We start from the raw sequence: 23550 nt of genomic DNA on the forward strand, positions 1-23550 counted from the left end.
CTTCGTTTTAATATGGTAAATTATTGATGTTGGCAAATGGTTGAAGAAACCTGCCTGGATGTATGAAAAGGCGTTTGACTGTTGAAGATTTTAAAATATGCTCGACTAAGGGAGGACGAAGAATGGATTTTCTATGGATGGGTTTACTTTATGCAGGCATACTCGGAGTGCAGTATGTATTATCGAGTCAAAAGAATGTGTACTTAGGGGCAGTTGTTCCGTTGCTTTTTGTAGCGGGAATGACTTGGCGGTATGTTAACGTCGAGTCGGTTAGTACAATGCAATACTTGCTAATCACAGGGTTTGGTTTGCTTTGTTTGGTAGCCGAGTGGGGGAAAGGCCGAGAGGTGTTTCGGACAAATCAAGAAAAAGAATGGAATCGTATGAGAATACAAGATTTCAAGTGAGAAGCTGTCCCGATATGTGCCTTAAAAAAATCGCTCGATTTGAGCGTTTTTTTTATTGTATTATCCAATCATGATAAACACACCTACGACAAAGAAAATCAAATATCCTGATAACAGGAACAAGGCGATGAATTTACCTACTCCTCTTGTACTGAAAAGAGCAGTCACAAGTGCTGATGTTAAACCGATAATTAGAATGTTGGTTCCCCAAAATCCGTTAACATCTAATAAAAACAGTTGAGCAAAACTGACAATGATAAGTGCAACGGATATCCAACCAAGGTGTTTTTTCACGTATTGTCCTCCTAAGAAAGTAAATCAGTTACTTTTTATATTGGTTACAGCGAAGTAAAATATTCGCACGCTTTCTTCAGGTGCAACACAAGCCGCAATTACAACCGGAAAGCATCCTCAGTTGTTGATGATAAAGTAAAATCGTGCTCTGCACTTAGAAGAAGCTATTTACTTATCTATATTACCATATAATGTAATTAAATAAATAAAATTTTTATTTTTAAAGATTTGTATTTCAGTCATTACTTGTAAATGAAAGGAAATACTTAATTAATTGCCGAAAAGAATAACAATAGGAAACACAACAAGGAGAGGGGGAATCGTGTCATGTGGTTACTGTTTGGGATACTCGCCATCTTCGCGACGGCGGTGAATCTGATTTTGTACTTCATCGGCAAGGACTATAAGCTGGCAATGGCTGCCGGGTTATCGCTGACGACGCTCACGCTGTGCGCAGAATACAGTCAAATTGCGAGCTGGGTCGAAGCCGAGGACTGGGCGGCGCTCGCGGACGTTGTTCCCGGAATGGAACGCGCCTGGTGGTTCTTAACGATTATGTCGATTGGACTGAATCTGACACCACTGTTACTCGAATACAGAAAAAACCGATCTTGATTAACGCATAAATTCATTTTGAACAGGAGGTCGCTTGCAATGACCTATACCTATGCACCACTGACGCAACGTCAGGCGGAACAGATTGCGTATGACTGGAAATACGAGGGTGACTTTGCGTTCTACGATATGCCGAATGACCAAGAGGATTTGGAGGGATTTTTGGATCCGGACAAACGGACGGAACATTACTATGCGGTGATGGACGGTACGCAACTGTTCGGATTTTTTGTGTTTGAACCCGGACAGGACAGCCTTGAATTGGCGTTAGGGATGCGGCCTGATTTGACGGGACGAGGAAACGGAACGGCCTTTTTGGAATCCGGTCTTGCCTTTGCAATCAAGCAGTATCAACCACGTCACATTGAATTAGCCGTCGCAACGTTTAACGAACGGGCAATCCGGCTGTACACTAAAAGCGGTTTTGAACCGGTCGAGCAGTTTCAGCAGGCAACAAACGGCGGAAGCTATGAATTCGTCAAAATGCGTCTGCATACAGGAGGGATGGAATGAACATCGAACAGCAGTTATTTGAGGCAGCAAAAGAATTAATCGAAACGAGATATCCGAACGGATGGGGCGGAGCGGCAGCGATGGCGACCGATGACGGACGGATCTTGACGAGTGTCGCACCCGACGTCGTCAATGCGTCGACCGAATTGTGTATCGAGACCGGTGCCATCCTCGAAGCACACAAGTTAAACTGTCGGATCACACATACGATTTGTGTCGTACGGGACGATGAACAGGCACCTTTCAAGATTTTGAGTCCATGTGGTGTCTGCCAGGAGCGTCTGTTTTACTTTGGTGCGGACGTTAAAGCTGCCGTCACGAATCCCGAGCAAGCACTAGTCTATAAAGCACTCCATGAGTTGCAGCCGTACCATTGGTTAAAAGCGTATCAATAGGTAATATACGTGTTATTACAAAAAGATGAGCGTACATGAGTTTCATGTGTACGCTCATCTTGATTTTTTGGGTTGATACAAAAGATTATTTCAATCTAGCACGAACCGAAAGTTTCTTTTGTGATAAAGTCTTTCGGACATAAGTTCCTGCACCTAACGCAACAGCGGCACCGATACAGCTCGACAAGCAACCGAGTATTAAGTACATCGATGGATCTGATTCACCAATCAGGACGGAGGCGATACCTCCGATCGCTGGAAACAGCGCTACCATGTAGCCGCTTTTGGCACCACCGATTTTCTCGACCAGCTTTAAGTAAAAGAGCCACGCTCCAAACGAAGCAAGCAGCGTGAGGTAGAGAAGGGCAGATAAGTAAGAAATAGAGGACGGTAGACGGATGTCTTGCCCCTGCAATACGACGACTGTGCCGAGAAGCACACCACCTGCGATAAATCCGATTGCATTCGCATAAATCGGATCAACTTGTTTCTTCGCGTTCCGTGCTGAACTGGCGTCGCCGATTGCTGTAATGGCAGTACCGAGCAGGGCAAGCACGATTCCTTTTACATCATTCGGATGTATGTCGTGTAGAGTCGGGTAGAGTAAAATCAAAACGCCTAGCACACCTAATATGCCCCCCATCAGGATGCGGATATGTAAATGTTCTTTTAAAAAGATTCGTAAAGCAACGGGCGTGAAGATGACTTTCAATGAAAAAATCAACGTGACGATTGCAGCTGAACTGAACATGGTCGCGTAATAGAGACACAGATAGCTGAGTGCGAAGTTACAAATACCAAACACCAGGAGATACGGAAGATCCTCTTTCGAAGGTTTTCCTTTTGGCTTCATGATCCAGACCAGACTACTAAACAAAATCGCTGTCAGGAATAAGCGATAGGTCAACGATAACTCTAAGCTGACCGGCGTACCTTGAATCTTGACGGCAATGAAATTAAGCCCCCAGATCAATAAACAAAAGATGTACATAAAAATCGTCATCGGTATTTTCCACTCCTAGATCAAGACAATCAGCGAAAATCCAATCAGGATGTTGATGAAATTGAGGACATCCGTTGTTTTGGTATAAATTGATCTTCCCGTTTTCTTTGCATTGTCATTGAGAACCATCAAAATGACAGCAAACAGCGTCGTCAAACCGAGCGGGGCGTTGAGAAAACTGTCGGAATACGTGAATGAATTAATTACGAGGTAAAGACTGTTCAGTATTGAAAGATAGAGTAATGTTTTTTGCATCCAATCACATCCTGTTTGATTTATTATATGATTATACATTTTTACATAAAATTGCCACATGGGGAAGGGGAGTCTTTCATGTTTTCTCCTGTAACAATCTAAAATTTTGGATTCTTCACAATTGATTTTCAATTAAAAACAGGAAAGAGAGAGGGCGCTTATGTTTGCAAAAATTGAACAGCAAATCAAAGAACAGATACAGGCACAATCGATTCCGGGATTTTCCATGGCGGTCGTGCAAGATCAGGAAGTCATTTATTCGAACGGATTTGGTATCACGAACAGAGAAGAGGGCGGCGTTCCTGTTACCTCTAACACACTTTTTCGGATTGGCTCACTCAGTAAGCCGTTAACTGCAACGGCGATTATGGTATTGGTGGACAAAGGTCTGTTGAATCTCGATCTTCCGATTAAAGAATATGTCCCTCATTTTGAATTACAGGACAAAGATGCTGCTGAGATCATCACACTGCGTATGCTATTAAATCATTCAGCCGGGATTCAAGACGGGACAGACCTTATTGGCAGTCGTGATGTAACGGCACTTGAACACTATTTTTTGCATGAGGTCCCGACGTTGTCCATGGTTGCTCCGCCCGGCTTGATCTTTTCGTACAGTAACCATCACTTGAACATTGCCGGATATGTCGCGGAATTCGTATATGGAAAGTACTTTCCCAAATTGATGAAAGAAGTCCTTTTCAATCCACTCGGTATGTCTCGTACCGTCTATGATCCACTGCTTGCGATGACCTATTCCGTAGCACTCGGTCATGAACGAACAGAGCAGGGGGATCAGGTCGTAAGACCGTTCTATGAAAATGCTGCGAATTATCCTTCTTGGTTTGCCATGTCGACGGTAGCGGATTATGCCAAATTTTTAATCCTGCATCTCAATCAGGGACGATTTGAGGAGCGTTCGATTCTCTCTCCTGCAGCTACAAAGGAGATGCAGACCAAGCAAGTAAATCGCTATAATCTGAATCAACTCGGTTGCGGCACGACCTTCATCACGGAAAAGTATCATGGATTTTCAACGATTCGGCATGGGGGAGCCATCGGGACCTATATATGTTTCATGCTGGCTGTCCCGGAAAAAAAGCTTGCGATCGTCACGATGGCAAGCCAAGACTACGGGATTGATCTAGCCTATGAGGTCATGGATACGTTACTCACCGTAAAGTCGACGGACCTCAAGCCGCAATCCATCCAACCTAACGTCAATCATTGGGAACGGTTTACCGGGTCTTATCTAGGAAATATAAGTGGACTGGCACGAATCTTTGTAGAAGGAGAAAACTTAACGTTGGACCTGAACGGACAGGAGATGACACTTCATGCATTTGACGAAGACATCTACTTTGCGAAAGATCCGGAAGGAAACGCTGCCGTGACGATTGGTTTTGCCGGTAATTTTGATGAAAAAGTACAGTATATTGTTGTCGACGGTCACGCTTGTAAACGAATCGATTCGAAAAAAGTGTTGCTTCCTCAAGCGGAATGGACACCACTGATCGGCCATTATTCGAATGGTGCCATCTCGTTTGATTTACAAGAAGAAGAGACTTCCTTGTATTTAATTGATGAAGAGGAGTATCTGGTTTGTACACCACTGTTCGGTCAATTCTTTTACACAGAAAAGCACGGGCTGCTGGAGATCAGAGAAGTAGAAAATACGCGGATGATGATTTTGCAGGATAACTGGAAGCTTGATAAAGTGGCGGATTAAAAAAACATAGAATGGTATGAGTTAAAAAATATCTTGAATTAATGAAGAGGAGCAAAATCCCATCACTGTTAAAGGTGAAGTCACTTTGCTCCTTTTCATCATACGTATGAATAATGGTTAAGCGATGTTTGCAAAAACAATCGTTACTAAGAAGAAAACGAATATGTTTACTCATCCATAGGTCTTAGCTCCCTGGTTTGTAGATATCACGACGATGGCCAATCTCAAGAATCAAAATCACGACTTTGTCCTCTTGGATGTCAGCGATCAGACGGTAGTCGCCAATGCGATACCGCCATTCACCCGAACGATTCGAAACCAATCCTTTTCCATGACGACGCGGATCATCCGTCCCGACCAGGTTCTTCTTGATCCAGGACATGATGATCCGCGTTTGTTGAGGATCCATCTTCTTAAGGGACTTTTGAGCTCCGCGCTCAAACTCGACTGTATATACTGTCATTCTAAATCAAGTGCCTTTATCATATCATCAAACGAGATTGCTTCTGATTTTTTGCGGTGTGCTGCCATGGAATCATGATAGAGTTGTAAATCAATCTCATCTTCAATACGATCGAGAACGGCATCGCGAACAAGTGTAGAAATCGTGATGTTTTTTGCTTTCGCATATTCTTTGATAAGTCGCGTATCCTCATCATCGAGTCGAACAGAAATCGTACTCATCCTTATCATCTCCTTTGTAATACATTGTAATACATATTTAGATGTTAGTATAGATACGAGTTCGTTCTCACTTCAATCTATTTTGATTAAGAGAGCAAACTGACCATCACCATTCTCCGACCATCTTGCTTGAAGTTCATATGCGTACGTTCCACTCTTTTTTGGTATTACGAGTTGCTTATTTTTTAACGTAACCGGGTTACTTTTTTCAGTCATGTGCAGACCGTCCGCGTAGATTTTGTCGACGCATTGACCTCTAAACATACCACTCCAGCAAAATGTACCTTGGACCGTTAAAATACTTTGTCCCTTTATCTCGACACGGGGATCTGGCGGCTCATTACATAAGGGTTCGAATTGAACAAAAAAACGCAAAGATGATCATTACAGAACCAGTCAATAAGTATTTACGCATTTGAAACTGTTCTCCTACGCAAGTAGTATCTTAAAAAATCAATCATATTTTTAATCAGATCATCTGATGTGAGTTAAACTGAAATGTGGCTTAAATCGGATATCAACTTCCGTTTTTCCTGAATTGTCTCGGATTTTTAAACACTCATTTTCATTTCTGATTGATTCTATATGATGTAGTTCAAAATCGAAGATCGTCCAATTGTATATATCACTACTTAGACTGACGATGCATTTATTTTCATATTGTGAGATATACAGTAATATCTGAAACCCGAGCTTATCGATTTTACTATACATATAGAACCCTGCTCCTTCCTTTGGTATGTGTTGTTTATAGGTAGGTGTCGCGGTAATGACTTTCATAAGGATTTCGTCCTTAATGTTTAGAAGTAGGCAGATTTGTGGCTAGTTTTGATAAAACTAATGAATCAAGCAAGATTTCTTTGCTTGATTCATTCTGGAGGTTCCAAATGACAATCGAAGTAATTAAAAATATAAGGGTGTTGTTTCGCGAAGAAGCGAAACGACCAGTCCCATTGTTGGACTACCTTGAACTAAACGATTTACGAATCGATGAACTTCTGAAAGAGGAAGATCGGAATGGTGAATTTATTATTGAATTCAAGCTTGAACAAGACACCATCACGTTGTCTTACGAAATGCATGAGAGGGAAGAAACATCACAAGTCGAATACATCGTGTATTTCATCTGTAAGTGGAAATGGATTTGGCAATGGTATTCGAAACGATTTTTAGAACACGACATACCATTTGACGTTTATCCGACAATTATCGATTACGCGAAAGCCCGCATACGTCCACTCGAATTAATGGAAGAAACGATTCAAGAATTAGAGGGATATACAAAAGAATAAGTAGTTCAGATAACGTGGAGAAACTTCAAATTAACAGCACAAAAGGTATACCAAAAAACATTATAAATAGCAGTAAATTTAGCAATAAAAAACGCTTGGAGAACCAAGCGTTTTTTTGCGGTTTTTTATAAATTAAATTTTCCCTTAACTGTTTGTGCAACTTCTTCCGCACTCAAGTTTGTATTGTTTATCTTAATATAGTTGGTGAAGTTGATTTCGCCGTCTAAGGAATTCAATCTATATGTCTGCATTGTTTTTATTAAGTCATTTTCAGACCATTCAATATTCCTTTTCGATGGCTTATGTTCAAGTCTATTAGAACTTTTATTTCGCTCAAGTCTTTCATTCAAATCAGACTCAAGTTCTACATAGTACACAGTTCCACCTTTAGACTCAAAAAGCTGAGCGACTTGATTGACATAATCCCAATCTGCTTGTAAATCAAACGCCCATACATAAGTAAAAATCATTCCGTATAAATCACTACTTGATACTTCTTCAAATATCTCTTGCCGAAATAAACTTACTAATCTCTTTCCTTCTTTCGTACCGTAGTCAAAGAAATGATTAACCAAATCAATAGTCATATGATTATGAAATAGTTTCAAATCTGTTATTTTTGCTAATTCCTGTCCTACTGTCATTTTGCCAACTGCTTGAGGACCAAAAATAAGAACAAATTTCATAAGCTCTCTCTCCTAAAAATTATTTATTATCTCTTATTATGGGTCGGGACCGTTCGATGACTTTGAAGAGTCCGATCAAAATCTGGATCAAATTTTAGAATATGATGAAATAAACAGTAAAGAAAACATGCGAGAACAGGGACTTTATTTTGATCCGGAGATGGAAAGATGGATTCAGATTCCGGCTTCTCTCGACATCATCAAAAAGATAATTCGGCCATTATCAAACGTAATGTAAGGACGGGCTCGACGTTTAAGAAAGCATCCTGCAACGATATTTTTTTGTATTCACCGAACCTGACTCAATTGAATCTGTGCTCTTTTCACTACTATTTTGCTTACGCATCACTTAAGAAGATCTTGGTACTTATACCCCTTTAAGATGTCTTGTTGATCGGCAAATGTCCAGTCTGATATGGAACGGTCAGGATTCGTTTTAAAGTAATGATTCATGATATCCCGTCCTAAGATGTAGTTACTCCATTGAGGAATATCCTTTTGGTGGTTACCGCCTACAACTTCTTCATAAGTAGCTTCACCGCTCTCAATCAGACTTGCTACATGTTTCTTGGTCTTGTCATCCATTCGGACGTTCCATGGCGTTGAAACGTCTTTGACGACACGATCGGCAAAGGCATCCGCCTTGCCTTCGGTGATGATTGAATCAAGAATCGTATTCATCTTATATTCAGGTGTATCATGAAGAATCAAGTGATGGTATTCATGCGCGATTGAATAGGCGAGTATATTTTTATCAAAGTTTGTATCGAGATACAGAATGAACGTGTCTTTATATGCTGCGCCGAATACTCCCTTCATGGATTCACTCATAGAAAAATACTCCGAGTTGGTAGGTGCGATGAAAATCGTACTTTTCTTTTTAGGAAGTACCTTATTTGCAGCGGTATAGTTTTTTATGATGATGTCTTTGATTTCGTCATGGTGTTTCATCAAGTCGTTTGTCCGATCCACCAGTTCTTGCTCGTAAGCAGTTGATTGCAACATGAAGTAGCCTTTTAGACTGGTCGTATCAAAGTTTTCTTTCTTTCCGATTTCATCTATGTAGCCGAGGACAGAATTAGCATAATTTTTTTTATCCGCTTCTGGATCATTTTCTTTAAGGGATGCCTTCAAATAGTTTTGATAGGGGGTATAAAGCGGCACGATGTTTAATTCACTATCCTTACCGATTTTCACAGTTTCCGGTTTGAATTCTTTACTTTCGGAATGTGTCACTGCTTTTTCTTTTTCATCTGAACATGCGGATAACAGAAGGAACGGGACACAAAGCATAGGAACGATTACTTTTTTCAACGGGATGACCTCCATTAGTGTTTATTATTTTGTCAATATGTAGGAATGAATGCTTCAGTGAGCGTAAGTTCAATGTAGTGAAGCGACATTACTTTATACGGTAGACCGCTGCATAAGGTTTCGATAATTCCTTTTATTTACAAAAAATATCGTGTATTAAATTGTTTTGAAAACTGATCGAATAAGAAGTTATCGAAATCGTGAAACCTGCTTTGAGAAGAAGAAGTAGAAGAGAGCAAAGGGGATGATGAAATGGTACGATGTACGAATTGTGACTACAAGTGGAAGACGAAAGAAGTACTGGCGGTTGGTTTTGCGAAGCATGGCAAGCCATGCCCGAACTGTGGTGAGAAGCAGTATCTTTCAAAAGATACGCAGCATTATCTGTCGCTCGGATACGTCAGCCTGTTTTTTTTACTGATCATGCCGTTTGTCGTTAAGCTGAGTGACCGGGAAGAACACATCTGGTAAGCAACTGGTTGCATGTTCAAAAAAGACGGAGTTTTTTCAGCGGCGTATACTGACGGAAAAGGGGGCGCGACGGGATGCCATCACTCTATGAGATTGAAGTGAAAGACGCAACCGGACAGACCGTTTCATTACAAGATTATGCGGGAGAGGTACTTCTCATCGTCAATACAGCGAGCAAATGCGGGCTCGTCGGACAGCTAGGAGACTTGCAACGGTTGTATGACACGTATGCGAATCAAGGCGTCAAAGTCCTCGGATTCCCGTGTGACCAGTTCAACCATCAGGAATTTGCTGATCAGCAAGAAACGATGCAGTTTTGTCAGCGGAATTACGGTGTAACGTTTCCGATGTTTCAGAAGATTGACGTCAACGGACCGACGGAACACCGGTTATATACGTATTTAAAACAACAGCAGGGAGGACTATTGTCGTCAAACATCAAGTGGAATTTCACGAAGTTTCTTGTTGATCGGCAAGGGCGGGTCGTTAAACGGTTTGCCCCGGTTGATTCGATCCAGACGATTGAAAAAACACTGGCGCGCTATGTATAATGAAACCACGTCCCGTCCGGCGCAAGCCGTCGGGCAGGGCGTATCGCATCACCCTACCTTTGGCGAGGTAGGTTTTTTTTATGTCAGTTCTCTTTCGGCAGATTAAAAGAATGTCGGATGGTAAAATCACTCATCTTGTGACCAAGATCCGTAAAAACAGGCGGACGCGGGGACAGGATATGAAAGTCCTGTTCGAAGGCTCGAATGGAGTAATGGGTCCAGTCTCGCGACGGGTCTCGCTTCAATCCCATCCAGGCCGTCGCAAAGGTTAGAAGTGCGGAGTCCTTATAAAGGACGAGTGGAACCGTATTAAACTCCACCCCGTCATCCAGTTCATGCAAATCCGACGACCGGAGTAAGACACAATCTGCTTCAAACAATAGTTCAAAATAATTGCAGGAATAGTCGCCGATGAGCACCATGATTTCGTCCGTATGGCCGCGAAAATAAAGTGCTAACCGATCGCTGTTTTTCTCATCTATGACTAAGTGATCAAGTGCAATCTGATAGTCTTCCCGGTACAACAGTTTCTCAAATGTGATGTGCATGACTATTCCTCCTTAAGAGTGTTTTTCCTTGGCGAGTTCGAGGATGTCCGGCTGTCGTGTCGAACGCGACGACCAGACGAGTAGTCCGATACCGCAGAATAAAAGCGAAATGCCGACCCACGATAACAGACTGAGCGTTTCCCCGAGGACAAAGACGCCGAGTAAAGCAGCGGTCAACGGTTCACCGAGCGACAGCGTGACGGCAGTCGAAGACGAGACGTGCGCAAGACCTCGTGCGAACAACAGATAGGCAACACCTGTTGCGAAGACGCCAAGATGCAGACTGATGCCGGCACCGCGCAGACTAAAGACCCATGACAGATCGAACAGGAACAGGAGCGGCGACAACAAGAGAGCGCTGAGTGTAAAGACGACGGCGACGACCGACAGCGGGGGATGGGTTTTCACCAGATTCCGGCTGACGAACGTGTATGCGGCGAACGACAGTCCGGCACCAAGAGCGAGCAAAATGCCGAGCGGATTGACCGAGACTGCCGCTTGATTCATGACGAGCAGCAAACAACCGGCAATCGAGAGTAATGTCGACAGCCACCAAATCGTACCGGGGCGGTTTTTTAAGACCAACCATTCAATCCCTCCGGAAAAAATCGGCGCACTGCCGATCGCGACGACCGTTCCGACGGCGACACCGGTCATGAGAACAGCGGAAAAGAACAATGGCTGATAGGCGGCCATGCTGAGGGCGGCTAGAAAAACCGTGAGCAGCGGCCAATCTTTTAAGGTCAGCTTTCCCGTCAGTAAGACGAGGCACAGTAAAAATAATCCGCCGACCGCCAAACGAACGGCGCCGATCGCAATCGGATGAGCCGCTTCCGGCGCAAAGGCTTGCGACGTGCCGGTCGTGCCCCACAGCATTGCTGCGAGTAAAATCAGCAACATCGACGATTGTTTCTGCATGGATTACCTCCGAATTTATAGACATAGATGCTGTTTGAGGATCATTTTTGATTAGAAAAAGAATACCACAGAACCAAGAAAGAAGAATCACCTAATTTATTGGTAAAATGGTAGAATCGAGGAAGACGTATCAGCGAGCCTCAGATAGAGATACAAAAAGGATGGAGATCATGAATCAAATCGCAGTTGTCCTAGATGGACTCAAACAGAAAATCAGCATGGATCGACGTTCATTCAACGGAAGTATAACGAAATCGGTCAAGCAAAATTTAATTTGCTCGAACCGATGAACGCCTAGTTATTGGTCATGCTCTTTACCGGGCTGGGAATAAGCAAGAATCACGTTTAAAAAGGAGCATCATGAAATGAAAAAATTACTCATCGTCCCGTTATTGTTCAGTTTAGGCGGATGCATGTCCCTCGATACGAAACCGAGCAGTACAACAGTCGAAAACCGTGTTCAAGGCAGTGTCAAAGAGGGATTTACGTTTGAATACAAACTGTCGAATACAGGTGATTATCCTATTAAAGTCGCCTCCCGTGCCGGACATTTGTTGAACGTGCAAGTGCGCAAGCACGATACGCAAAAAATCGTCTACGATTCGTACCAAGAAGTCGAGCCAAAACGATTGTCAAAAGAAGTTCAACCGCATACAACGGTGACACTGAAGAAAACCGTTGAAGCCGGTGCCATTCCAGCGGGTGTGTACGACATTGACTACATCGTCCGTGACAACATAGGGGAAGCTACAGCCGGTGACGGCGAAATTCGATTAAAATAATTCAATCCAGGAGGAACACCTATTGAAGAATCCAAATTATCGTTACGGTACGTGGGCATTGATTGTCAGCTTTTTCTTGTTTTTCATCGTTCAACTATTCAGTGCCTACATAAAGCTGTCACCGGATTATGCAGGTGAGGAACTCGGGGCATATCATTTGATGTACTTCCCAATCATTGCCCTTGCTATTGGCAGTGTCCTGTTGATCAACGGCTGGTGGCAAGAAGATGTAAAGCGGCAGGCAAAAAAGCAGGAACAATTGGAAGCAAAAAAGACGATGGAGAAAATTTAACTAAATTTAGCGAGAATTCTCCCACCTCTAAGCGTACCGGGACGAAGCCCAGCGTAGGTGGGAGATGAATCGCCCGTCTTGGCAAGATTGCAATCGTTTGATACAATCAGTGTAACTAATCAAAAGGACTGATATATCAATGAAAATGGACACAAATAAACATTCAGTCTTTCTTCTGAATTATCATCTTGTCCTAGTCGTGAAATACAGACGCAAAGTGATCGATGACGCCATCTCGGAGTTCGCGAGACAGACGTTCGAACGAATCGGCGCGTCGTATCATATCACGCTGAACGAGTGGAATCATGACGGCGATCATATCCATGTGCTATTCAAAGCACACCCGAACACGGAGATGTCAAAGTTTCTGAACGCTTACAAGAGCGCAAGCAGCCGACTGATCAAACGAGACTTTCCGCACGTCAAGAAACGATTATGGAAAGAAATGTTTTGGTCTCGAAGTTACTGTCTGGTGACGACCGGAGGTGCGACAATCGACGTCATCAGACACTATATCGAAAAACAAGGAAAGGAGTGATTGCTTTGCTGAAGGCGTACAAGTTTCGACTCTATCCAACGAAACCCCAACGAGAATATTTCGTGAAGACGTTCGGTTGTGTCCGTTTCGTCTACAATAAGATGCTTGAAGAGCGTATCCGATTGTATGAAGATTCGAAGCTCAATCCTGACACGAAGCAGAAGCTCCCAACCCCAGCGAAGTACAAGCCCGAATTCCCTTTCCTCAAAGAAGTCGACAGTCTTTCTCTTGCGAACGCTCAGATGGACTTAAACAAGGCGTATACCAACTTTTTTCGAGATCGGTCTGTCGGGTTTCCGAAATTCAAATCGAAGCACAATGACCGGGCCTCTTACACGACAAACAATCTGAAGGGGAGCATCCGCATCGAAGATCGTAAGGTGAAACTTCCAAAAATCGGTTTTGTGAAGTTGAAACAACATCGTCCGTTTGATGGTGTGATCAAGTCCGCGACGGTCTCGATGACGAAGACCCGGAAATTCTTCATCTCGATCCTAGTCGATCAAACCGAAGAGCAATGGGTTCCAGCCAAGAATAAAGTAGGAATCGACCTTGGTTTGGAGCACTTCGCCATCATGACAAACGATGAGTGGGTTTCTGAGAAAGTTGCCAATCCCCGTTTCCTTCGAAAGTCCGAAGAGAAGATCAAGAAGGCGCAACGCGCCTTGTCCCGCAAAAAAAAGGGAAGTAAGAACCGAGAGAAGGCGAGGATGATCCTCGCCAAGAAGCATGAAAAGATTGCACATCAACGTAAAGATTTTCTTCATAAGCTGTCGAAACGGATCGTTGACGAAAACCAAGTCATCGTCGTTGAGACACTAAAGTCGAAGAACATGATGAAGAACCATAAGATCGCCAAATCGATTGGAGACGTCAGTTGGTATGAGTTCATCCGACAGTTAGAATACAAATGCAAATTCTATGGACGAACACTTATCAAAGCGGATCAATGGTACGCCTCTACTCAAATCTGTTCTTCTTGTGGAGTAAAAGGCGAGAAGAAAACGATCGATGTACGCGAATGGACGTGTACTTGCGGCGCTCATCATGACAGAGATATTAATGCGAGTGTCAACTTGTTGATGTTAGCAGACTGAAAACCCTTCAGGGTGGGAACCACCCGATGAGCTTGGTAAATAACCGTAGCTAGTAAAAGTACGATCTTCCCAAGAAGCTCCCACTTCAATTTGCAAAGAAAATAAGTGGTGAGTAGTTCACTTTCTTAGACGGGTGAAATGAATTGATAAGGGCTGTTCAATTTTAAGTGAGGTTAACAGTGGATGAAATCGTAAGTATGAGTTTTTGTCAAATACTGAAATGATTTCATTTCCCAAAATTATCTTAACACTTGTAGGACTAGTGATGATTGCATGGGGCACCATCGGGATGGTATTACACACCCGGATCACCGCGAGTTTCCATAAAAGCATTTTTTGCATTTGCAAGAGAATTTTTAACGATAGGAAGTGAACTCATGACGAAAAAAAATCAGCATGTCACACCACATCCGGATGGTGGTTATCAAGTCAAAGCAGCAGGAGCCTCCAAAGCCACAAAACGTTTTTCGACGCAAAAAGAAGCTATTGCCGCAGGTCGTGAAATTGCGAAGAAGCAACAGGTAGAATTAATCATTCATAACAAAGAAGGTCAAATACGCGATCGGGATTCGTACGGAAACGATCCTTTTCCGCCACGTGGATGACGAACGTTTGGTAGAACTGCACAATAAAGCACGTCCATACAAACTGGACGTGCTTTATTGTGCAGTATTTTTCGTGTGTGAACTCCTTTGAGTGCGCCACTTAAAGTTAAGAAATACTTCAAAGATGAGAGCTCATGGTGCATGAAAGGAGAATTACTTTGTTAACACGGGTGAAATGACTGTAGACACCGTATCTAGTCCTTCGGCCGTCACCCGAAGTCCTTTGACGTTGATTTCAAAATCGACAGGGTCTGCACTAAATATGATCGTATACCGATCAAATTCTTTATTTATTATCAGAGAGCACAACGCGTGAAGCTCGAGTGAAAGTGGGAGATGAATCGCCACCCTCTCTTTCGGGTATATACGTTGCAAGGAGGGGAATATCATGTTGAAACACAAGGCCAACAACTTCAGAATATACCCGACAAAAGAACAGGAAATCCTTATCGCGAAGACCATTGGTTGTTCGCGCTTCATCTTCAATCACTTCTTATTGAAGTGGGATGAGAGGTATAACGCGACAGGTAAGGGACTGTCTTACGGTTCTTGTTCGGAAGAAATTCCGATGTTGAAGCAGGCGTTCGACTGGTTGAAAGAAGTTGATAGCACGTCTATTCAAACGAACGTCAAACATCTTGACGGTGCTTTTGACCGCTTCTTCAAGAAGCTGAACGAACGGCCACGCTTCAAGTCAAAGTGCAACCCTGTTCAATCGTATAGGACGAACATTCAGGGCAAGTCTCAACTTCCCGAAGACGGGCTCATCCGTCGGCGTCGATGTCGGACTCAAGACCTTCGCCATCCTGTCGAACGGCACGGTGTACAAGAATGACCGTTTTTTTTTCGTTCGCTTGAGAAAAAGCTGGCGTGTGAGCAACGCAAGCTTTCTCGTCGTCAACGGTTGGCCTTGGACAAGAAAGGAAAACTTTCCGCATGCTCGAATACAAAGCGGAATGGTACGGCAAGACCTTAACCTCTAAGCGAAGCGTAGGTAGAGGTAGTTCAATTTGAGCCTTTCCACGACAGACTGAACTAACGGTTCAGTAGCATGAAATTTTGAAAAGACAGGGGATGACTAAATGTTTTCAATAACAATAGAGAGTTTTATACGCATTACCACTGTAGGATTTTTAGCTTATATCAGTCTAATAATTTTTTTACGAATTTCTGGGAAGCGGACATTAACTAAGTTGAACGCTTTCGATTTAGTGATTACAGTCGCACTTGGTTCTACTTTATCTACTATTTTACTTAGTAAGGATGTCAGTTTATTAGAAGGATTGACTGCACTTACTCTATTAATTTTAATGCAATTCATAATGACATTCATAGCTGTTCGTTTTGAAAAATTCAATAAACTCATTAAGTCAGAACCACGATTGCTATATTTAAGAGGCAAATTTCTTGAAAGGGCTATGAAAAAAGAAAGAATCAGCAAGAACGAGATCTTACAAGCTATGCGTAATAAAGGAATCGGGGGATTAGAGGAGGTGAAAGCTGTTGTTCTTGAAACAGACGGTAGCTTATCAATTATTAAAGGAGAACTAGAGGATACTTTATCAGAATTAGGCGGAAAAACGCCTACTTCTAAACGATCCGGATGAAGCCTGAATGAAAGTGGGAGATGAATCGCGACCCTATCTTTTAGGTATATCCTTTGAATGTGGTGAACATCATGTTGACACAGAAGGCCAACAAATTCAGAATCTATCCGACAAAAGAGCAGGAAATCCTGATTGCGAAAACCATTGGTTGTTCGCGCTTCGTCTTCAATCACTTTTTAGCGAAGTGGGATGAGAGGTATAACGCGACAGGTAAGGGACTGTCTTACGGTTCTTGCTCAAAAGAACTCCCGTAAGCAGGAGATCAACGAAATGCCGAAGACGGGCTTGTCCGTCGGCGTCGATGTCGGACTCAAGACCTTCGCCTCTAGTCAACTGTGCTCCAGTTGCGGACATCAACACAAAGATGTGAAACATCTTGGCTTGCGTGAATGGACGTGCCCGAGTTGTGGCATCCACTACGACCGTGATGTGAACGCAGGACTGAACCTCAAACAAGAAGCTGAACGCATCTTAGCTTCTTCAACCGTCGGGACGACGGGGGTAGCCTAATCAATTTTCGACCATTAGGTCGGATTACTGAGTTGTGCAATACATGAACTTACTGCGTGTCAAAGCAATTAAGAAAGCCTTCTGATTGGTCAGATTTATATTTTTCGTGCAGACGATAAAAGGTCTCTTTCTCATTGAGCAGAATGAAACAACCCCGGTCGTCAAAAATATACAGGATGATGTCTTTGGCAGGGTTGACGAAAAAAATTTCAGGATAGTACGTCTGTCTCGCCTTAAAGCGGGGATACAATTCAGGAAAGTCCTGATTGCAGATTGCTTGAAGCAACTTTTTATAGCGAATGGACTGTCTGCTCGGCAATAAGCGGGCATATTGGTAAATGACCTCTTCCTCATCGCGGACAGCCTTTTTTTCGAACTCAAGCGCGTATCGATTCTTGTTATTTTTGAGATAACGCTCAAAGATCTCCGTACTTTTCGCCGGAGGAGACTGGAGTTCTTTTCTGACACGTACAATGAGGTACAGACGGTCGTCTTCCTGAAACAGATCTTCAAACAAAGCGAGGGATTTTTGATAGACCTTCTCAAAGTATGCCATATTCAATTCGTCGGAATCCTCTTGTATTTGGTAAAGTTCTTTTTGCAAGTCGAGACTGAGTGTCAGCGGACGCTTCGCAAAAGATTCTTCCAAAACATCTGGATTGTCAAAGTGGATGCGGAAATAATCGTTTAGTTTCATAAAGTGTTCCTTCCTTGGCAGTTGTTGTGTACTTTCCTATTATATTTAAGAACGTCTCCGGATGAATGAAGATTTCCAGTTAAGGGGATCAAAGATAGAATCAAAATAAAACAATCCACTCAAAAGGAAGTGAACGCATGGCGAATCAGCATGTTACACCACATCCGGATGGCGGTTATCAGGTCATTGCGGAAGGGGCATCGAGAGCAACGAAGCGATTTCCGACACAAAAAGAAGCGATCGCAGCCGGACGGGAAATTGCGAAAAAACAACAGGTCGAGCTGATCATTCATAACAAGGAAGGTCAGATCCGCGATAAAGATTCGTACGGCAATGATCCGTTTCCTCCAAGAGGTTAAGAAAGTATAAAACACGTCGCATTAAATGGACGTGTTTTTATTGTACATTGAGCCGTCATGCCATTCTTTCTGCAACAAGGAATACATATACAAATCATCGAATTGACCACGTGTCTTCTCGTACTGACGCAGCAGTCCTTCCCGCTTGAAACCAAGCCGTTCGAGCAACCGTTGAGAGGCCGTATTGTCCGGCAGAACAAGCGCTTCGATCCGGTTTAGGTCCCATTCATTAAAACCGTGAGCGAGTACGGCCTGAACGGCTTCTTGTGCCAGTCCTTTGCCCCAGTGAGCAGGACTCAGTTCAAAGCCGAGTTCCGCCCGCTGTTGCCGGGAAGAACGGTTCAGGAAACCGCAACTGCCAATGATATCAGGAGTTGCATGTTCGGTGATGCCCCAGCGGAGACCGGTCTGTTCTGTTCGGATGGAGTGATACCAGTTGATTTCGTCCAACGCATCTGCTTCCGATTGGAAGGGAGCGAGCCCCATCGGTTTAACGACACGTTCATCAGCGAGATACGTCAGTAGACTCGGAGCGTCGAGCGGTGTCACCTCGCGGAGCGTCAGTCTTGTGGTTTGCAGGATGGGGAATGGAGAAGTAGTCAAAGTAATCCCTTCTTTCCATGGATTTAATATAATCCGGTCATGGTCAGCTTCAGAAGCATCGATACAATGTATTCTTTGGCGATCGTTTCGTCGCTGAATTTCTTTTGGTCAAACGTCATGCCACGTTCCCGAAAAAACGTGTACCACGTACCTTGTTCTTCATAATAATGAAATCCGTCCAGCAAACGATTGGATTCGGTCGAAGATGGTTCAGGTATTCCGTGTGCCGTCGTATAAGCCAAGACTTCCGCTCGACTGACAGTAAAAACGTCTGCGTAGGAATGATTTCGCATATTCAGGACACTTAGTGTTTCGCAGGCGAACTGTAATGGATTTCCGTACAGCAGGACTTCAATTTGTTTTTTATGATCAATCACTTGTCTCGACTCCTGTTCTGAAAACATGTATTGATTTTACGACCAAAATACATTTCCATCATTTTAACATTTGATTAAGTTTAAAACCATATAGTGGTAAAATAGATGCGAGATAAAAAGAAAAATTCTGCTCTTTATCATGGTGTTTATGTAATAAGAGGGGGCCAACCATGAAAAAAATCATCTTAGGCGAACTGCTAAAATTTTATGGAAAACAGATGGGGACGAGCCTGTTTTACATAGGGGCATTACTTGTGTTTCCTTTTAGTGTTCTCATGAAAGTTGTTGCCGATATTCGTGAAACCTATACCTATATGGACTTTGCTAGTTTACTGGATGGGCTCGTCATCCCGATGCAGGGAATCATGTTATTGGTTGCCGTCTATATGTACCGACTTGTCGCGGATGAAATCCAGTACCGACAAAGCATTCTTTTTCCAGACATCGTCCGGATTCAGTATCAACGCGTGATAGCAATACTCATGAATCATGCTCTGTTTACCGGTATGACTCTTTTGTTTGGTGCCACAGGAGTGTTTGTCTATTTTCATCAGGAACAAGTTCCGTGGTCTAGCTTCCAACTGGACATATTACGGCACATCTTGATTTTTTATTTTCTTCCACTTGTCCTCGCAGCCTTATGGGGAATAAATTGTGCGATGATTTTCGGGAAACAAAAAGTCGGAATGCTTGTATTGGTTCTCATCTGGGTGTTCCTCGGACCTCTGAATACCGAGTTCTTTTCTGCTTATTTTTATGAAGGTGGATTGGAAGGAGACCGTAGTTTTCTGTTTATTGGTCCTTTGCAACCTGGTAGTGTATATGTGCCGCTCGTTGGATATCTTGGAAACCAAGCATTACTGTTGAAAATCTTCATTCACATCGTGCTTCAAAGTATCATTCTGTTTCTGTTAATTGGTCAGTGGCACCTCAGATTGTCACGACAATGGATGACAGTAGTCATTTCATTACTCGTGCTTTGCCTGCTGATCATAATCTCACCTTATGCGCTGGCGAACAACCAACAGAGCTTTGACCGGAGTCACGATGCTGAGCTAGCCCAACATTATAAAACACCTTATCGGTTTCAGCCGAATCATAAAAATTTGGACTATACGATTCAAAAGATGAATTTAACTTTAAATCCTGTCGAAAATCAGATAGAGACGGAGGCGGAACTGAACATCCAGTCAGATCAGGCGCATATTGTATTGTCTTTATGGCACGAGTACCGCATCACATCCGTATCAGCCGGACAAAAAAAGTTGCAGTATAAACGGTACGGCGACTTTATTAGCATGTCGCTTCCTCCGCAGGCACGAACGCACACCGTGACGATTCGTTATCAACTCCATAACAGTCCTCATTTTCCGGTGACGAAGGAAGAATGGTATCTGCCGGCGACGACAAATTGGTACCCGGCCCGCCAAGTTGAGCCCATCAATCGTTTAGGCATGGAGACGCTTGATCTGATTGTTGACCGATCTAATCTGATGAACGTGCGAATCATAGGTGAGTTGCCGAATGATCTCGTATCGAATTTAACAAGACAGGATGAAAATACGTACATAGGACGAGTATCAGGTGTGACGTTGCTTCGCGGGAACCTGTCGACCTATGAAGCTAGAGGGATCCAGATCGTAACGGATTCTTCCTGGTCCAATCCTTCGACTTATTGGTCGCCGGTCGAGCAGGTACTGAAACATACAAATACAGTTATTCGGCGCACGTTTGGGAAAAAAGTGACTTTTCCGGATAAGGTGGTGCTTATTTCGCCGAATCTTGAGCGAAACAGTTTCTATGATAGTCATCATTTATTATTGCAAGTAGGCACTAACCTCAGACTGGATCAAAGCTTAAATGAAGTGATTGCGGCCTATGTACCGGGCTTGATGTGGTCGGAAGCACCAAGCCACGTCAAAATAGATCCAAAGTGGAAGCTGTTTAATGCCGCACTTGCCTACTGGTTGCAAATCGAACTGAAACTCGAACCGATTGAGATTGATTCATTTTATCTTCAACAAACCGGACGGGATATGAAGCAACTTAACGGTTGGATCAAAATGTTTTCTGATCGCAGTCATGACCAGCAGTTGGTGCTGTTACAGAAATGGTACCGTGAGTTGAATGCCAAGCAGAAGGGAGGGAACAGGGATGATTGAAGTGCAACATCTGTCCAAGTCTTACCGCAAAAAACACATTCTGCATCAAGTCTCGCTAGAAATCGAAGGTATCTATGGATTGCTTGGTCCAAACGGAGCCGGGAAAACAACATTAATGAAAATGCTCTGTGGATTGACGTCGATTACCGGCGGGCAGATTGTGATTGACGGTCAATCCGTTGTCCGGAGAAAGTATGCCGATGTTTCCGATCGAGTCGGTTTCCTACCGCAAGATTTTAATGTCTATCCGACTTTAAAAGTGGAAGAAGTACTTCTTCATTTTGCTTTATTGCAAGGAATCATGGAGATGAACCAGCGGCAGGAACGGGTGGAGGAAGCATTGAGACGCGTCAATCTGCAAGACAAAGCACAGACACGGATGAGTGAGTTGTCCGGAGGGATGCGCCGCCGGGTCGGTATTGCGCAACTGTTGTTGCGGAAACCGGAGATTTTAATTTTTGATGAGCCGACAGCTGGTTTAGATATCGAGGAACGGATTCGTTTTCGTAATCTGTTACATGAGTTGGGGGTAGACCACACGATTGTCATCTCCTCGCATCTCGTCGAGGACATCGAGTTCCTCTGTACAAAGATTGGGATTATCAAAGGTGGCTCCGTCCAGTTTGAAGGTACTCCGTCCGAGTTAAAAGCACAAGCGGTTGGCTACATCGGACAAGTTGACATCATGGCAGATGATCTTGGAAGGTGGATGCAGGATGAGCGTGTCGTACATTTAAATGAAAAAGGTGATGTTGTGGAAGTTCGTTTTTTAGAAGATGAGGCGACTGGCATTTCTACAATCGAACCGAAGTTAATGGATGGCTACTTGATGGTCATGCGACGTGCGACATGAAGAAAAGGCGGATTCTCCATCACTTATTTATGTTCGATTGGAAACTGCACGGCATCGCTGCATTGCTTCCGGTGCTGGTCTTCCTTGTGCTGGAGGTGTCTGCGTTATCGGATTGCCTGACGTCCGGAATTCAAATCGTTCATACCGTGTTTATTCCGTGTGTGGCGTGGACCATTATGTTACACCTCCACCCTCTATTTGAAGAAGGAGCGTATCACACGTTAGTTTTGCAGTATCGAAAGTGGATTTGGGTAGATGCAGGCAGGTTTTTCCTCGTTTATTTTGGTGGATACATCGTGTTGATGGCGACAATTCTCGAATTAGATTTTAGCGCCTTGCCATTTCTTGTATATGTTCATCATATCTTGTTGCTGTTGTTATTTTTATTTGTCGGGATGAGTCTGATGTTGTGGACTCAGAAGTTTGAATACGCGCTCGCCTTAATCTTGATGTACACCTTATTAGAAATCGTCACAAGAGGACAGTTCATGCCATGGCCACACGTTTTTCAGTTCGATGATAATCTGACCGATCCTCTTTACCAATCAAAAGTCCAACGGGTTGGTGTTCTGACAATCCTTTTTGCCGGATTGTCGGGTATTCGATTATGGCAACGATCTTAAACGAAAACCGACTATCAAGTCTTGCTATTAACGTTCTTCCGTCTCGACAATTTACCGGACAGAATCAATCCGCCGGAACATCCGATTTTGCTCGAGTTCATTAAGGCGCATCAATCATAAAGGGGCAATGTAATCCGTGACACAGTTACGAGTTTTGTTCCGGTAAAGGTAAGTCGATAGATATCCGGTTTTGTCGTCTGCCGTAGAAAATCAAAATCGTACATCGCATCAAAATGATGGAGAATCGTCGTCATGATCAATCCGTGCGTACCGATGACGATTCGTTTTCCAGCGTTCTTTTGCAAAATCAACATCAATGCCTGAATTCCACGGTGCTGACACGAACGAAATGTTTCCGAACCGTCACGCGAAAAAGCATGATCGATAAACATGTGTTGGACGAGCGGATAGACGTCAGCTTGCGGCATCGTCTGATGTCGTCCGGAAAAGGCACATTCCCGTAAGTCGTCATCAATCAAGATGTCTTTCCCAAAATGACGCGCTGCCGCTTCGATCGTCAACAATGAACGTTGATACGGACTGGAGAAAAACAGATCAATCTTTTTATCTTTTAAGTAGGTTGTGACGTGTTGTGCAGCCATTTGTCCGCCATCAGTTAAACCGCGTGTTCGTTCATCCAAATCGGTTTTCGGAGATTCAGCGTGCCTTACAAAGTAAATAGTTGTCATAGGAGATGAATCCTCCTTTCTGTGATGGAGTAAAGTAATTGGTGAGGTAAAAATTAAAGGATGCAGCTGACAAAGCAGATT

32 protein-coding genes and 2 pseudogenes are annotated in these 23550 nt (G+C 43.4%); 21 read left to right on the plus strand and 13 right to left on the minus strand.

Translation table 11 applies throughout. From position 1 onward, the window contains the following. Positions 1-122 precede the first annotated feature (122 nt). Entirely contained in the window at positions 123-407 is a 285-nt protein-coding gene (locus P403_RS0114865) for a hypothetical protein (RefSeq protein ID WP_029333485.1), read from the plus strand. Positions 408-467: 60 nt separating this feature from the next. Here P403_RS0114865 and P403_RS0114870 read toward each other — a convergent pair whose 3' ends face one another. Continuing rightward, positions 468-701 carry a hypothetical protein gene (locus P403_RS0114870; RefSeq protein ID WP_029333486.1) on the minus strand — a complete coding sequence of 78 codons (234 nt, stop codon included), beginning with the start codon at positions 699-701 and terminating at the stop codon, positions 468-470. Positions 702-1028: 327 nt separating this feature from the next. On the opposite strand from P403_RS0114870, the gene P403_RS0114875 reads away from it, so the two are divergent. Genes P403_RS0114875 through P403_RS0114885 form a run of 3 tightly spaced genes read left to right on the plus strand, consistent with a single transcriptional unit; the run spans position 1029 to position 2224 of the window. Further along, positions 1029-1316 (plus strand): hypothetical protein, encoded by a 288-nt coding sequence (locus P403_RS0114875; RefSeq protein ID WP_029333487.1) that lies wholly within the window; start codon positions 1029-1031, stop codon positions 1314-1316. 39 nt (positions 1317-1355) lie between these two features. Further along, the gene (locus tag P403_RS0114880) at positions 1356-1829 is read left to right on the plus strand and encodes a GNAT family N-acetyltransferase (protein WP_029333488.1); all 474 of its coding nucleotides are present in this window, start codon (positions 1356-1358) and stop codon (positions 1827-1829) included. Further along, complete coding sequence (locus P403_RS0114885) at positions 1826-2224, plus strand: cytidine deaminase (protein ID WP_029333489.1); 399 nt, start codon at positions 1826-1828, stop codon at positions 2222-2224. The genes P403_RS0114880 and P403_RS0114885 overlap by 4 nt, the downstream gene beginning before the upstream one ends. 85 nt (positions 2225-2309) lie before the next feature. On the opposite strand, the gene P403_RS0114890 is transcribed toward P403_RS0114885, so the two are convergent. Beyond that, on the minus strand, positions 2310-3227 hold the full coding sequence (locus P403_RS0114890) for a DMT family transporter (protein ID WP_029333490.1): 918 nt from the start codon (positions 3225-3227) through the stop codon (positions 2310-2312). A gap of 15 nt (positions 3228-3242) precedes the next feature. Continuing rightward, on the minus strand, positions 3243-3482 hold the full coding sequence (locus P403_RS0114895) for a hypothetical protein (RefSeq protein WP_029333491.1): 240 nt from the start codon (positions 3480-3482) through the stop codon (positions 3243-3245). A 160-nt stretch (positions 3483-3642) separates the two neighbouring features. Between P403_RS0114895 and P403_RS16150 the strand changes: the two genes are divergently transcribed. After that, complete coding sequence (locus tag P403_RS16150) at positions 3643-5211, plus strand: serine hydrolase domain-containing protein (RefSeq protein ID WP_051667426.1); 1569 nt, start codon at positions 3643-3645, stop codon at positions 5209-5211. Positions 5212-5395: 184 nt separating this feature from the next. On the opposite strand, the gene P403_RS0114905 is transcribed toward P403_RS16150, so the two are convergent. After that, positions 5396-5674 (minus strand): type II toxin-antitoxin system RelE family toxin, encoded by a 279-nt coding sequence (locus P403_RS0114905; RefSeq protein ID WP_029333493.1) that lies wholly within the window; start codon positions 5672-5674, stop codon positions 5396-5398. Continuing rightward, positions 5671-5895, minus strand: a complete 225-nt coding sequence (gene relB, locus P403_RS0114910; RefSeq protein ID WP_029333494.1) for a type II toxin-antitoxin system RelB family antitoxin — start codon at positions 5893-5895, stop codon at positions 5671-5673. The genes P403_RS0114905 and relB overlap by 4 nt, the downstream gene beginning before the upstream one ends. 887 nt (positions 5896-6782) lie before the next feature. Here relB and P403_RS0114925 point away from each other — a divergent pair. Beyond that, positions 6783-7187 carry a hypothetical protein gene (locus P403_RS0114925; RefSeq protein WP_029333496.1) on the plus strand — a complete coding sequence of 135 codons (405 nt, stop codon included), beginning with the start codon at positions 6783-6785 and terminating at the stop codon, positions 7185-7187. A gap of 125 nt (positions 7188-7312) precedes the next feature. On the opposite strand, the gene P403_RS0114930 is transcribed toward P403_RS0114925, so the two are convergent. Beyond that, the gene (locus P403_RS0114930; RefSeq protein ID WP_029333497.1) at positions 7313-7873 is read right to left on the minus strand and encodes an AAA family ATPase; all 561 of its coding nucleotides are present in this window, start codon (positions 7871-7873) and stop codon (positions 7313-7315) included. A gap of 345 nt (positions 7874-8218) precedes the next feature. Further along, positions 8219-9187, minus strand: coding sequence for a DUF2268 domain-containing putative Zn-dependent protease (locus P403_RS0114935; RefSeq protein WP_084157679.1), 969 nt, complete (start codon positions 9185-9187; stop codon positions 8219-8221). Between the two features lie 252 nt (positions 9188-9439). On the opposite strand from P403_RS0114935, the gene P403_RS0114940 reads away from it, so the two are divergent. After that, positions 9440-9658, plus strand: coding sequence for a hypothetical protein (locus P403_RS0114940; protein WP_029333499.1), 219 nt, complete (start codon positions 9440-9442; stop codon positions 9656-9658). A gap of 74 nt (positions 9659-9732) precedes the next feature. Then, positions 9733-10209, plus strand: a complete 477-nt coding sequence (locus P403_RS0114945; protein ID WP_029333500.1) for a glutathione peroxidase — start codon at positions 9733-9735, stop codon at positions 10207-10209. 83 nt (positions 10210-10292) lie between these two features. Here P403_RS0114945 and P403_RS0114950 read toward each other — a convergent pair whose 3' ends face one another. After that, the gene (locus P403_RS0114950; protein ID WP_029333501.1) at positions 10293-10757 is read right to left on the minus strand and encodes a hypothetical protein; all 465 of its coding nucleotides are present in this window, start codon (positions 10755-10757) and stop codon (positions 10293-10295) included. Positions 10758-10769: 12 nt separating this feature from the next. After that, positions 10770-11675 (minus strand): EamA family transporter, encoded by a 906-nt coding sequence (locus P403_RS0114955; RefSeq protein WP_029333502.1) that lies wholly within the window; start codon positions 11673-11675, stop codon positions 10770-10772. 365 nt (positions 11676-12040) lie between these two features. Between P403_RS0114955 and P403_RS0114965 the strand changes: the two genes are divergently transcribed. The 9 genes and pseudogenes from P403_RS0114965 (at position 12041) to P403_RS17030 (ending at position 17106) form a co-directional block, all read left to right on the plus strand. Further along, positions 12041-12457, plus strand: a complete 417-nt coding sequence (locus tag P403_RS0114965; RefSeq protein WP_029333503.1) for a hypothetical protein — start codon at positions 12041-12043, stop codon at positions 12455-12457. A 22-nt stretch (positions 12458-12479) separates the two neighbouring features. Further along, the gene (locus tag P403_RS0114970; RefSeq protein WP_235195232.1) at positions 12480-12749 is read left to right on the plus strand and encodes a hypothetical protein; all 270 of its coding nucleotides are present in this window, start codon (positions 12480-12482) and stop codon (positions 12747-12749) included. 139 nt (positions 12750-12888) lie between these two features. Next, positions 12889-13287 carry an IS200/IS605 family transposase gene (gene tnpA, locus P403_RS0114975; RefSeq protein WP_029333505.1) on the plus strand — a complete coding sequence of 133 codons (399 nt, stop codon included), beginning with the start codon at positions 12889-12891 and terminating at the stop codon, positions 13285-13287. Between the two features lie 5 nt (positions 13288-13292). After that, positions 13293-14384 carry an IS200/IS605 family element RNA-guided endonuclease TnpB gene (tnpB, locus tag P403_RS0114980; RefSeq protein WP_029333506.1) on the plus strand — a complete coding sequence of 364 codons (1092 nt, stop codon included), beginning with the start codon at positions 13293-13295 and terminating at the stop codon, positions 14382-14384. A gap of 377 nt (positions 14385-14761) precedes the next feature. Continuing rightward, the gene (locus tag P403_RS0114985) at positions 14762-14989 is read left to right on the plus strand and encodes a DUF2188 domain-containing protein (protein WP_029333507.1); all 228 of its coding nucleotides are present in this window, start codon (positions 14762-14764) and stop codon (positions 14987-14989) included. A 388-nt stretch (positions 14990-15377) separates the two neighbouring features. Further along, positions 15378-15893 (plus strand): annotated as a pseudogene (locus tag P403_RS16160) (helix-turn-helix domain-containing protein); the annotation flags it as partial. A 178-nt stretch (positions 15894-16071) separates the two neighbouring features. Continuing rightward, positions 16072-16596, plus strand: coding sequence for a DUF421 domain-containing protein (locus P403_RS0114995; protein ID WP_029333508.1), 525 nt, complete (start codon positions 16072-16074; stop codon positions 16594-16596). 71 nt (positions 16597-16667) lie between these two features. Continuing rightward, positions 16668-16844, plus strand: a pseudogene (locus P403_RS17025) (helix-turn-helix domain-containing protein); the annotation flags it as partial. 22 nt (positions 16845-16866) lie between these two features. Further along, on the plus strand, positions 16867-17106 hold the full coding sequence (locus tag P403_RS17030) for a zinc ribbon domain-containing protein (protein WP_034801303.1): 240 nt from the start codon (positions 16867-16869) through the stop codon (positions 17104-17106). A 49-nt stretch (positions 17107-17155) separates the two neighbouring features. Here P403_RS17030 and P403_RS0115005 read toward each other — a convergent pair whose 3' ends face one another. Further along, on the minus strand, positions 17156-17803 hold the full coding sequence (locus P403_RS0115005) for a DUF3885 domain-containing protein (RefSeq protein ID WP_029333509.1): 648 nt from the start codon (positions 17801-17803) through the stop codon (positions 17156-17158). Between the two features lie 137 nt (positions 17804-17940). Between P403_RS0115005 and P403_RS0115010 the strand changes: the two genes are divergently transcribed. Next, positions 17941-18162 carry a DUF2188 domain-containing protein gene (locus P403_RS0115010; protein WP_029333510.1) on the plus strand — a complete coding sequence of 74 codons (222 nt, stop codon included), beginning with the start codon at positions 17941-17943 and terminating at the stop codon, positions 18160-18162. A 21-nt stretch (positions 18163-18183) separates the two neighbouring features. On the opposite strand, the gene P403_RS0115015 is transcribed toward P403_RS0115010, so the two are convergent. Beyond that, positions 18184-18765, minus strand: coding sequence for a GNAT family N-acetyltransferase (locus tag P403_RS0115015; protein WP_029333511.1), 582 nt, complete (start codon positions 18763-18765; stop codon positions 18184-18186). A gap of 23 nt (positions 18766-18788) precedes the next feature. Beyond that, positions 18789-19142, minus strand: a complete 354-nt coding sequence (locus tag P403_RS0115020) for a hypothetical protein (protein ID WP_029333512.1) — start codon at positions 19140-19142, stop codon at positions 18789-18791. Between the two features lie 170 nt (positions 19143-19312). Here P403_RS0115020 and P403_RS0115025 point away from each other — a divergent pair, with 170 nt between their 5' ends. Genes P403_RS0115025 through P403_RS0115035 form a run of 3 tightly spaced genes read left to right on the plus strand, consistent with a single transcriptional unit; the run spans position 19313 to position 22780 of the window. Next, positions 19313-21304: an ABC transporter permease gene (locus P403_RS0115025; RefSeq protein WP_029333513.1), complete on the plus strand. Its 1992-nt coding sequence runs from the start codon at positions 19313-19315 to the stop codon at positions 21302-21304. Beyond that, entirely contained in the window at positions 21297-22157 is an 861-nt protein-coding gene (locus tag P403_RS0115030; protein ID WP_029333514.1) for an ABC transporter ATP-binding protein, read from the plus strand. The genes P403_RS0115025 and P403_RS0115030 overlap by 8 nt, the downstream gene beginning before the upstream one ends. Then, on the plus strand, positions 22154-22780 hold the full coding sequence (locus tag P403_RS0115035) for a hypothetical protein (protein ID WP_029333515.1): 627 nt from the start codon (positions 22154-22156) through the stop codon (positions 22778-22780). The genes P403_RS0115030 and P403_RS0115035 overlap by 4 nt, the downstream gene beginning before the upstream one ends. A gap of 110 nt (positions 22781-22890) precedes the next feature. Here P403_RS0115035 and P403_RS0115040 read toward each other — a convergent pair whose 3' ends face one another. After that, positions 22891-23469 carry a histidine phosphatase family protein gene (locus tag P403_RS0115040; RefSeq protein ID WP_029333516.1) on the minus strand — a complete coding sequence of 193 codons (579 nt, stop codon included), beginning with the start codon at positions 23467-23469 and terminating at the stop codon, positions 22891-22893. Between the last annotated feature and the right edge of the window lie 81 nt (positions 23470-23550).

Source organism: Exiguobacterium oxidotolerans JCM 12280 (assembly GCF_000702625.1).
GTDB classification, from domain to species: Bacteria; Bacillota; Bacilli; order Exiguobacteriales; family Exiguobacteriaceae; genus Exiguobacterium_A; species Exiguobacterium_A oxidotolerans.

Excerpts from the sequence above, each read along its gene's own strand:
- P403_RS0114865 (WP_029333485.1), top strand. The coding sequence starts at position 123 with ATGGATTTTCTATGGATGGGTTTACTTTATGCAGGCATACTCGGAGTG.
- P403_RS0114875 (WP_029333487.1), top strand. The coding sequence starts at position 1,029 with ATGTGGTTACTGTTTGGGATACTCGCCATCTTCGCGACGGCGGTGAAT.
- P403_RS0114880 (WP_029333488.1), top strand. The coding sequence starts at position 1,356 with ATGACCTATACCTATGCACCACTGACGCAACGTCAGGCGGAACAGATT.
- P403_RS0114885 (WP_029333489.1), top strand. The coding sequence starts at position 1,826 with ATGAACATCGAACAGCAGTTATTTGAGGCAGCAAAAGAATTAATCGAA.
- P403_RS0114890 (WP_029333490.1), bottom strand. The coding sequence starts at position 3,227 with ATGACGATTTTTATGTACATCTTTTGTTTATTGATCTGGGGGCTTAAT.
- P403_RS0114895 (WP_029333491.1), bottom strand. The coding sequence starts at position 3,482 with ATGCAAAAAACATTACTCTATCTTTCAATACTGAACAGTCTTTACCTC.
- P403_RS16150 (WP_051667426.1), top strand. The coding sequence starts at position 3,643 with ATGTTTGCAAAAATTGAACAGCAAATCAAAGAACAGATACAGGCACAA.
- P403_RS0114905 (WP_029333493.1), bottom strand. The coding sequence starts at position 5,674 with ATGACAGTATATACAGTCGAGTTTGAGCGCGGAGCTCAAAAGTCCCTT.
- relB (WP_029333494.1), bottom strand. The coding sequence starts at position 5,895 with ATGAGTACGATTTCTGTTCGACTCGATGATGAGGATACGCGACTTATC.
- P403_RS0114925 (WP_029333496.1), top strand. The coding sequence starts at position 6,783 with ATGACAATCGAAGTAATTAAAAATATAAGGGTGTTGTTTCGCGAAGAA.
- P403_RS0114930 (WP_029333497.1), bottom strand. The coding sequence starts at position 7,873 with ATGAAATTTGTTCTTATTTTTGGTCCTCAAGCAGTTGGCAAAATGACA.
- P403_RS0114940 (WP_029333499.1), top strand. The coding sequence starts at position 9,440 with ATGGTACGATGTACGAATTGTGACTACAAGTGGAAGACGAAAGAAGTA.
- P403_RS0114945 (WP_029333500.1), top strand. The coding sequence starts at position 9,733 with ATGCCATCACTCTATGAGATTGAAGTGAAAGACGCAACCGGACAGACC.
- P403_RS0114950 (WP_029333501.1), bottom strand. The coding sequence starts at position 10,757 with ATGCACATCACATTTGAGAAACTGTTGTACCGGGAAGACTATCAGATT.
- P403_RS0114955 (WP_029333502.1), bottom strand. The coding sequence starts at position 11,675 with ATGCAGAAACAATCGTCGATGTTGCTGATTTTACTCGCAGCAATGCTG.
- P403_RS0114965 (WP_029333503.1), top strand. The coding sequence starts at position 12,041 with ATGAAAAAATTACTCATCGTCCCGTTATTGTTCAGTTTAGGCGGATGC.
- tnpA (WP_029333505.1), top strand. The coding sequence starts at position 12,889 with ATGAAAATGGACACAAATAAACATTCAGTCTTTCTTCTGAATTATCAT.
- P403_RS0114985 (WP_029333507.1), top strand. The coding sequence starts at position 14,762 with ATGACGAAAAAAAATCAGCATGTCACACCACATCCGGATGGTGGTTAT.
- P403_RS0114995 (WP_029333508.1), top strand. The coding sequence starts at position 16,072 with ATGTTTTCAATAACAATAGAGAGTTTTATACGCATTACCACTGTAGGA.
- P403_RS17030 (WP_034801303.1), top strand. The coding sequence starts at position 16,867 with ATGCCGAAGACGGGCTTGTCCGTCGGCGTCGATGTCGGACTCAAGACC.
- P403_RS0115005 (WP_029333509.1), bottom strand. The coding sequence starts at position 17,803 with ATGAAACTAAACGATTATTTCCGCATCCACTTTGACAATCCAGATGTT.
- P403_RS0115010 (WP_029333510.1), top strand. The coding sequence starts at position 17,941 with ATGGCGAATCAGCATGTTACACCACATCCGGATGGCGGTTATCAGGTC.
- P403_RS0115025 (WP_029333513.1), top strand. The coding sequence starts at position 19,313 with ATGAAAAAAATCATCTTAGGCGAACTGCTAAAATTTTATGGAAAACAG.
- P403_RS0115030 (WP_029333514.1), top strand. The coding sequence starts at position 21,297 with ATGATTGAAGTGCAACATCTGTCCAAGTCTTACCGCAAAAAACACATT.
- P403_RS0115035 (WP_029333515.1), top strand. The coding sequence starts at position 22,154 with ATGAAGAAAAGGCGGATTCTCCATCACTTATTTATGTTCGATTGGAAA.
- P403_RS0115040 (WP_029333516.1), bottom strand. The coding sequence starts at position 23,469 with ATGACAACTATTTACTTTGTAAGGCACGCTGAATCTCCGAAAACCGAT.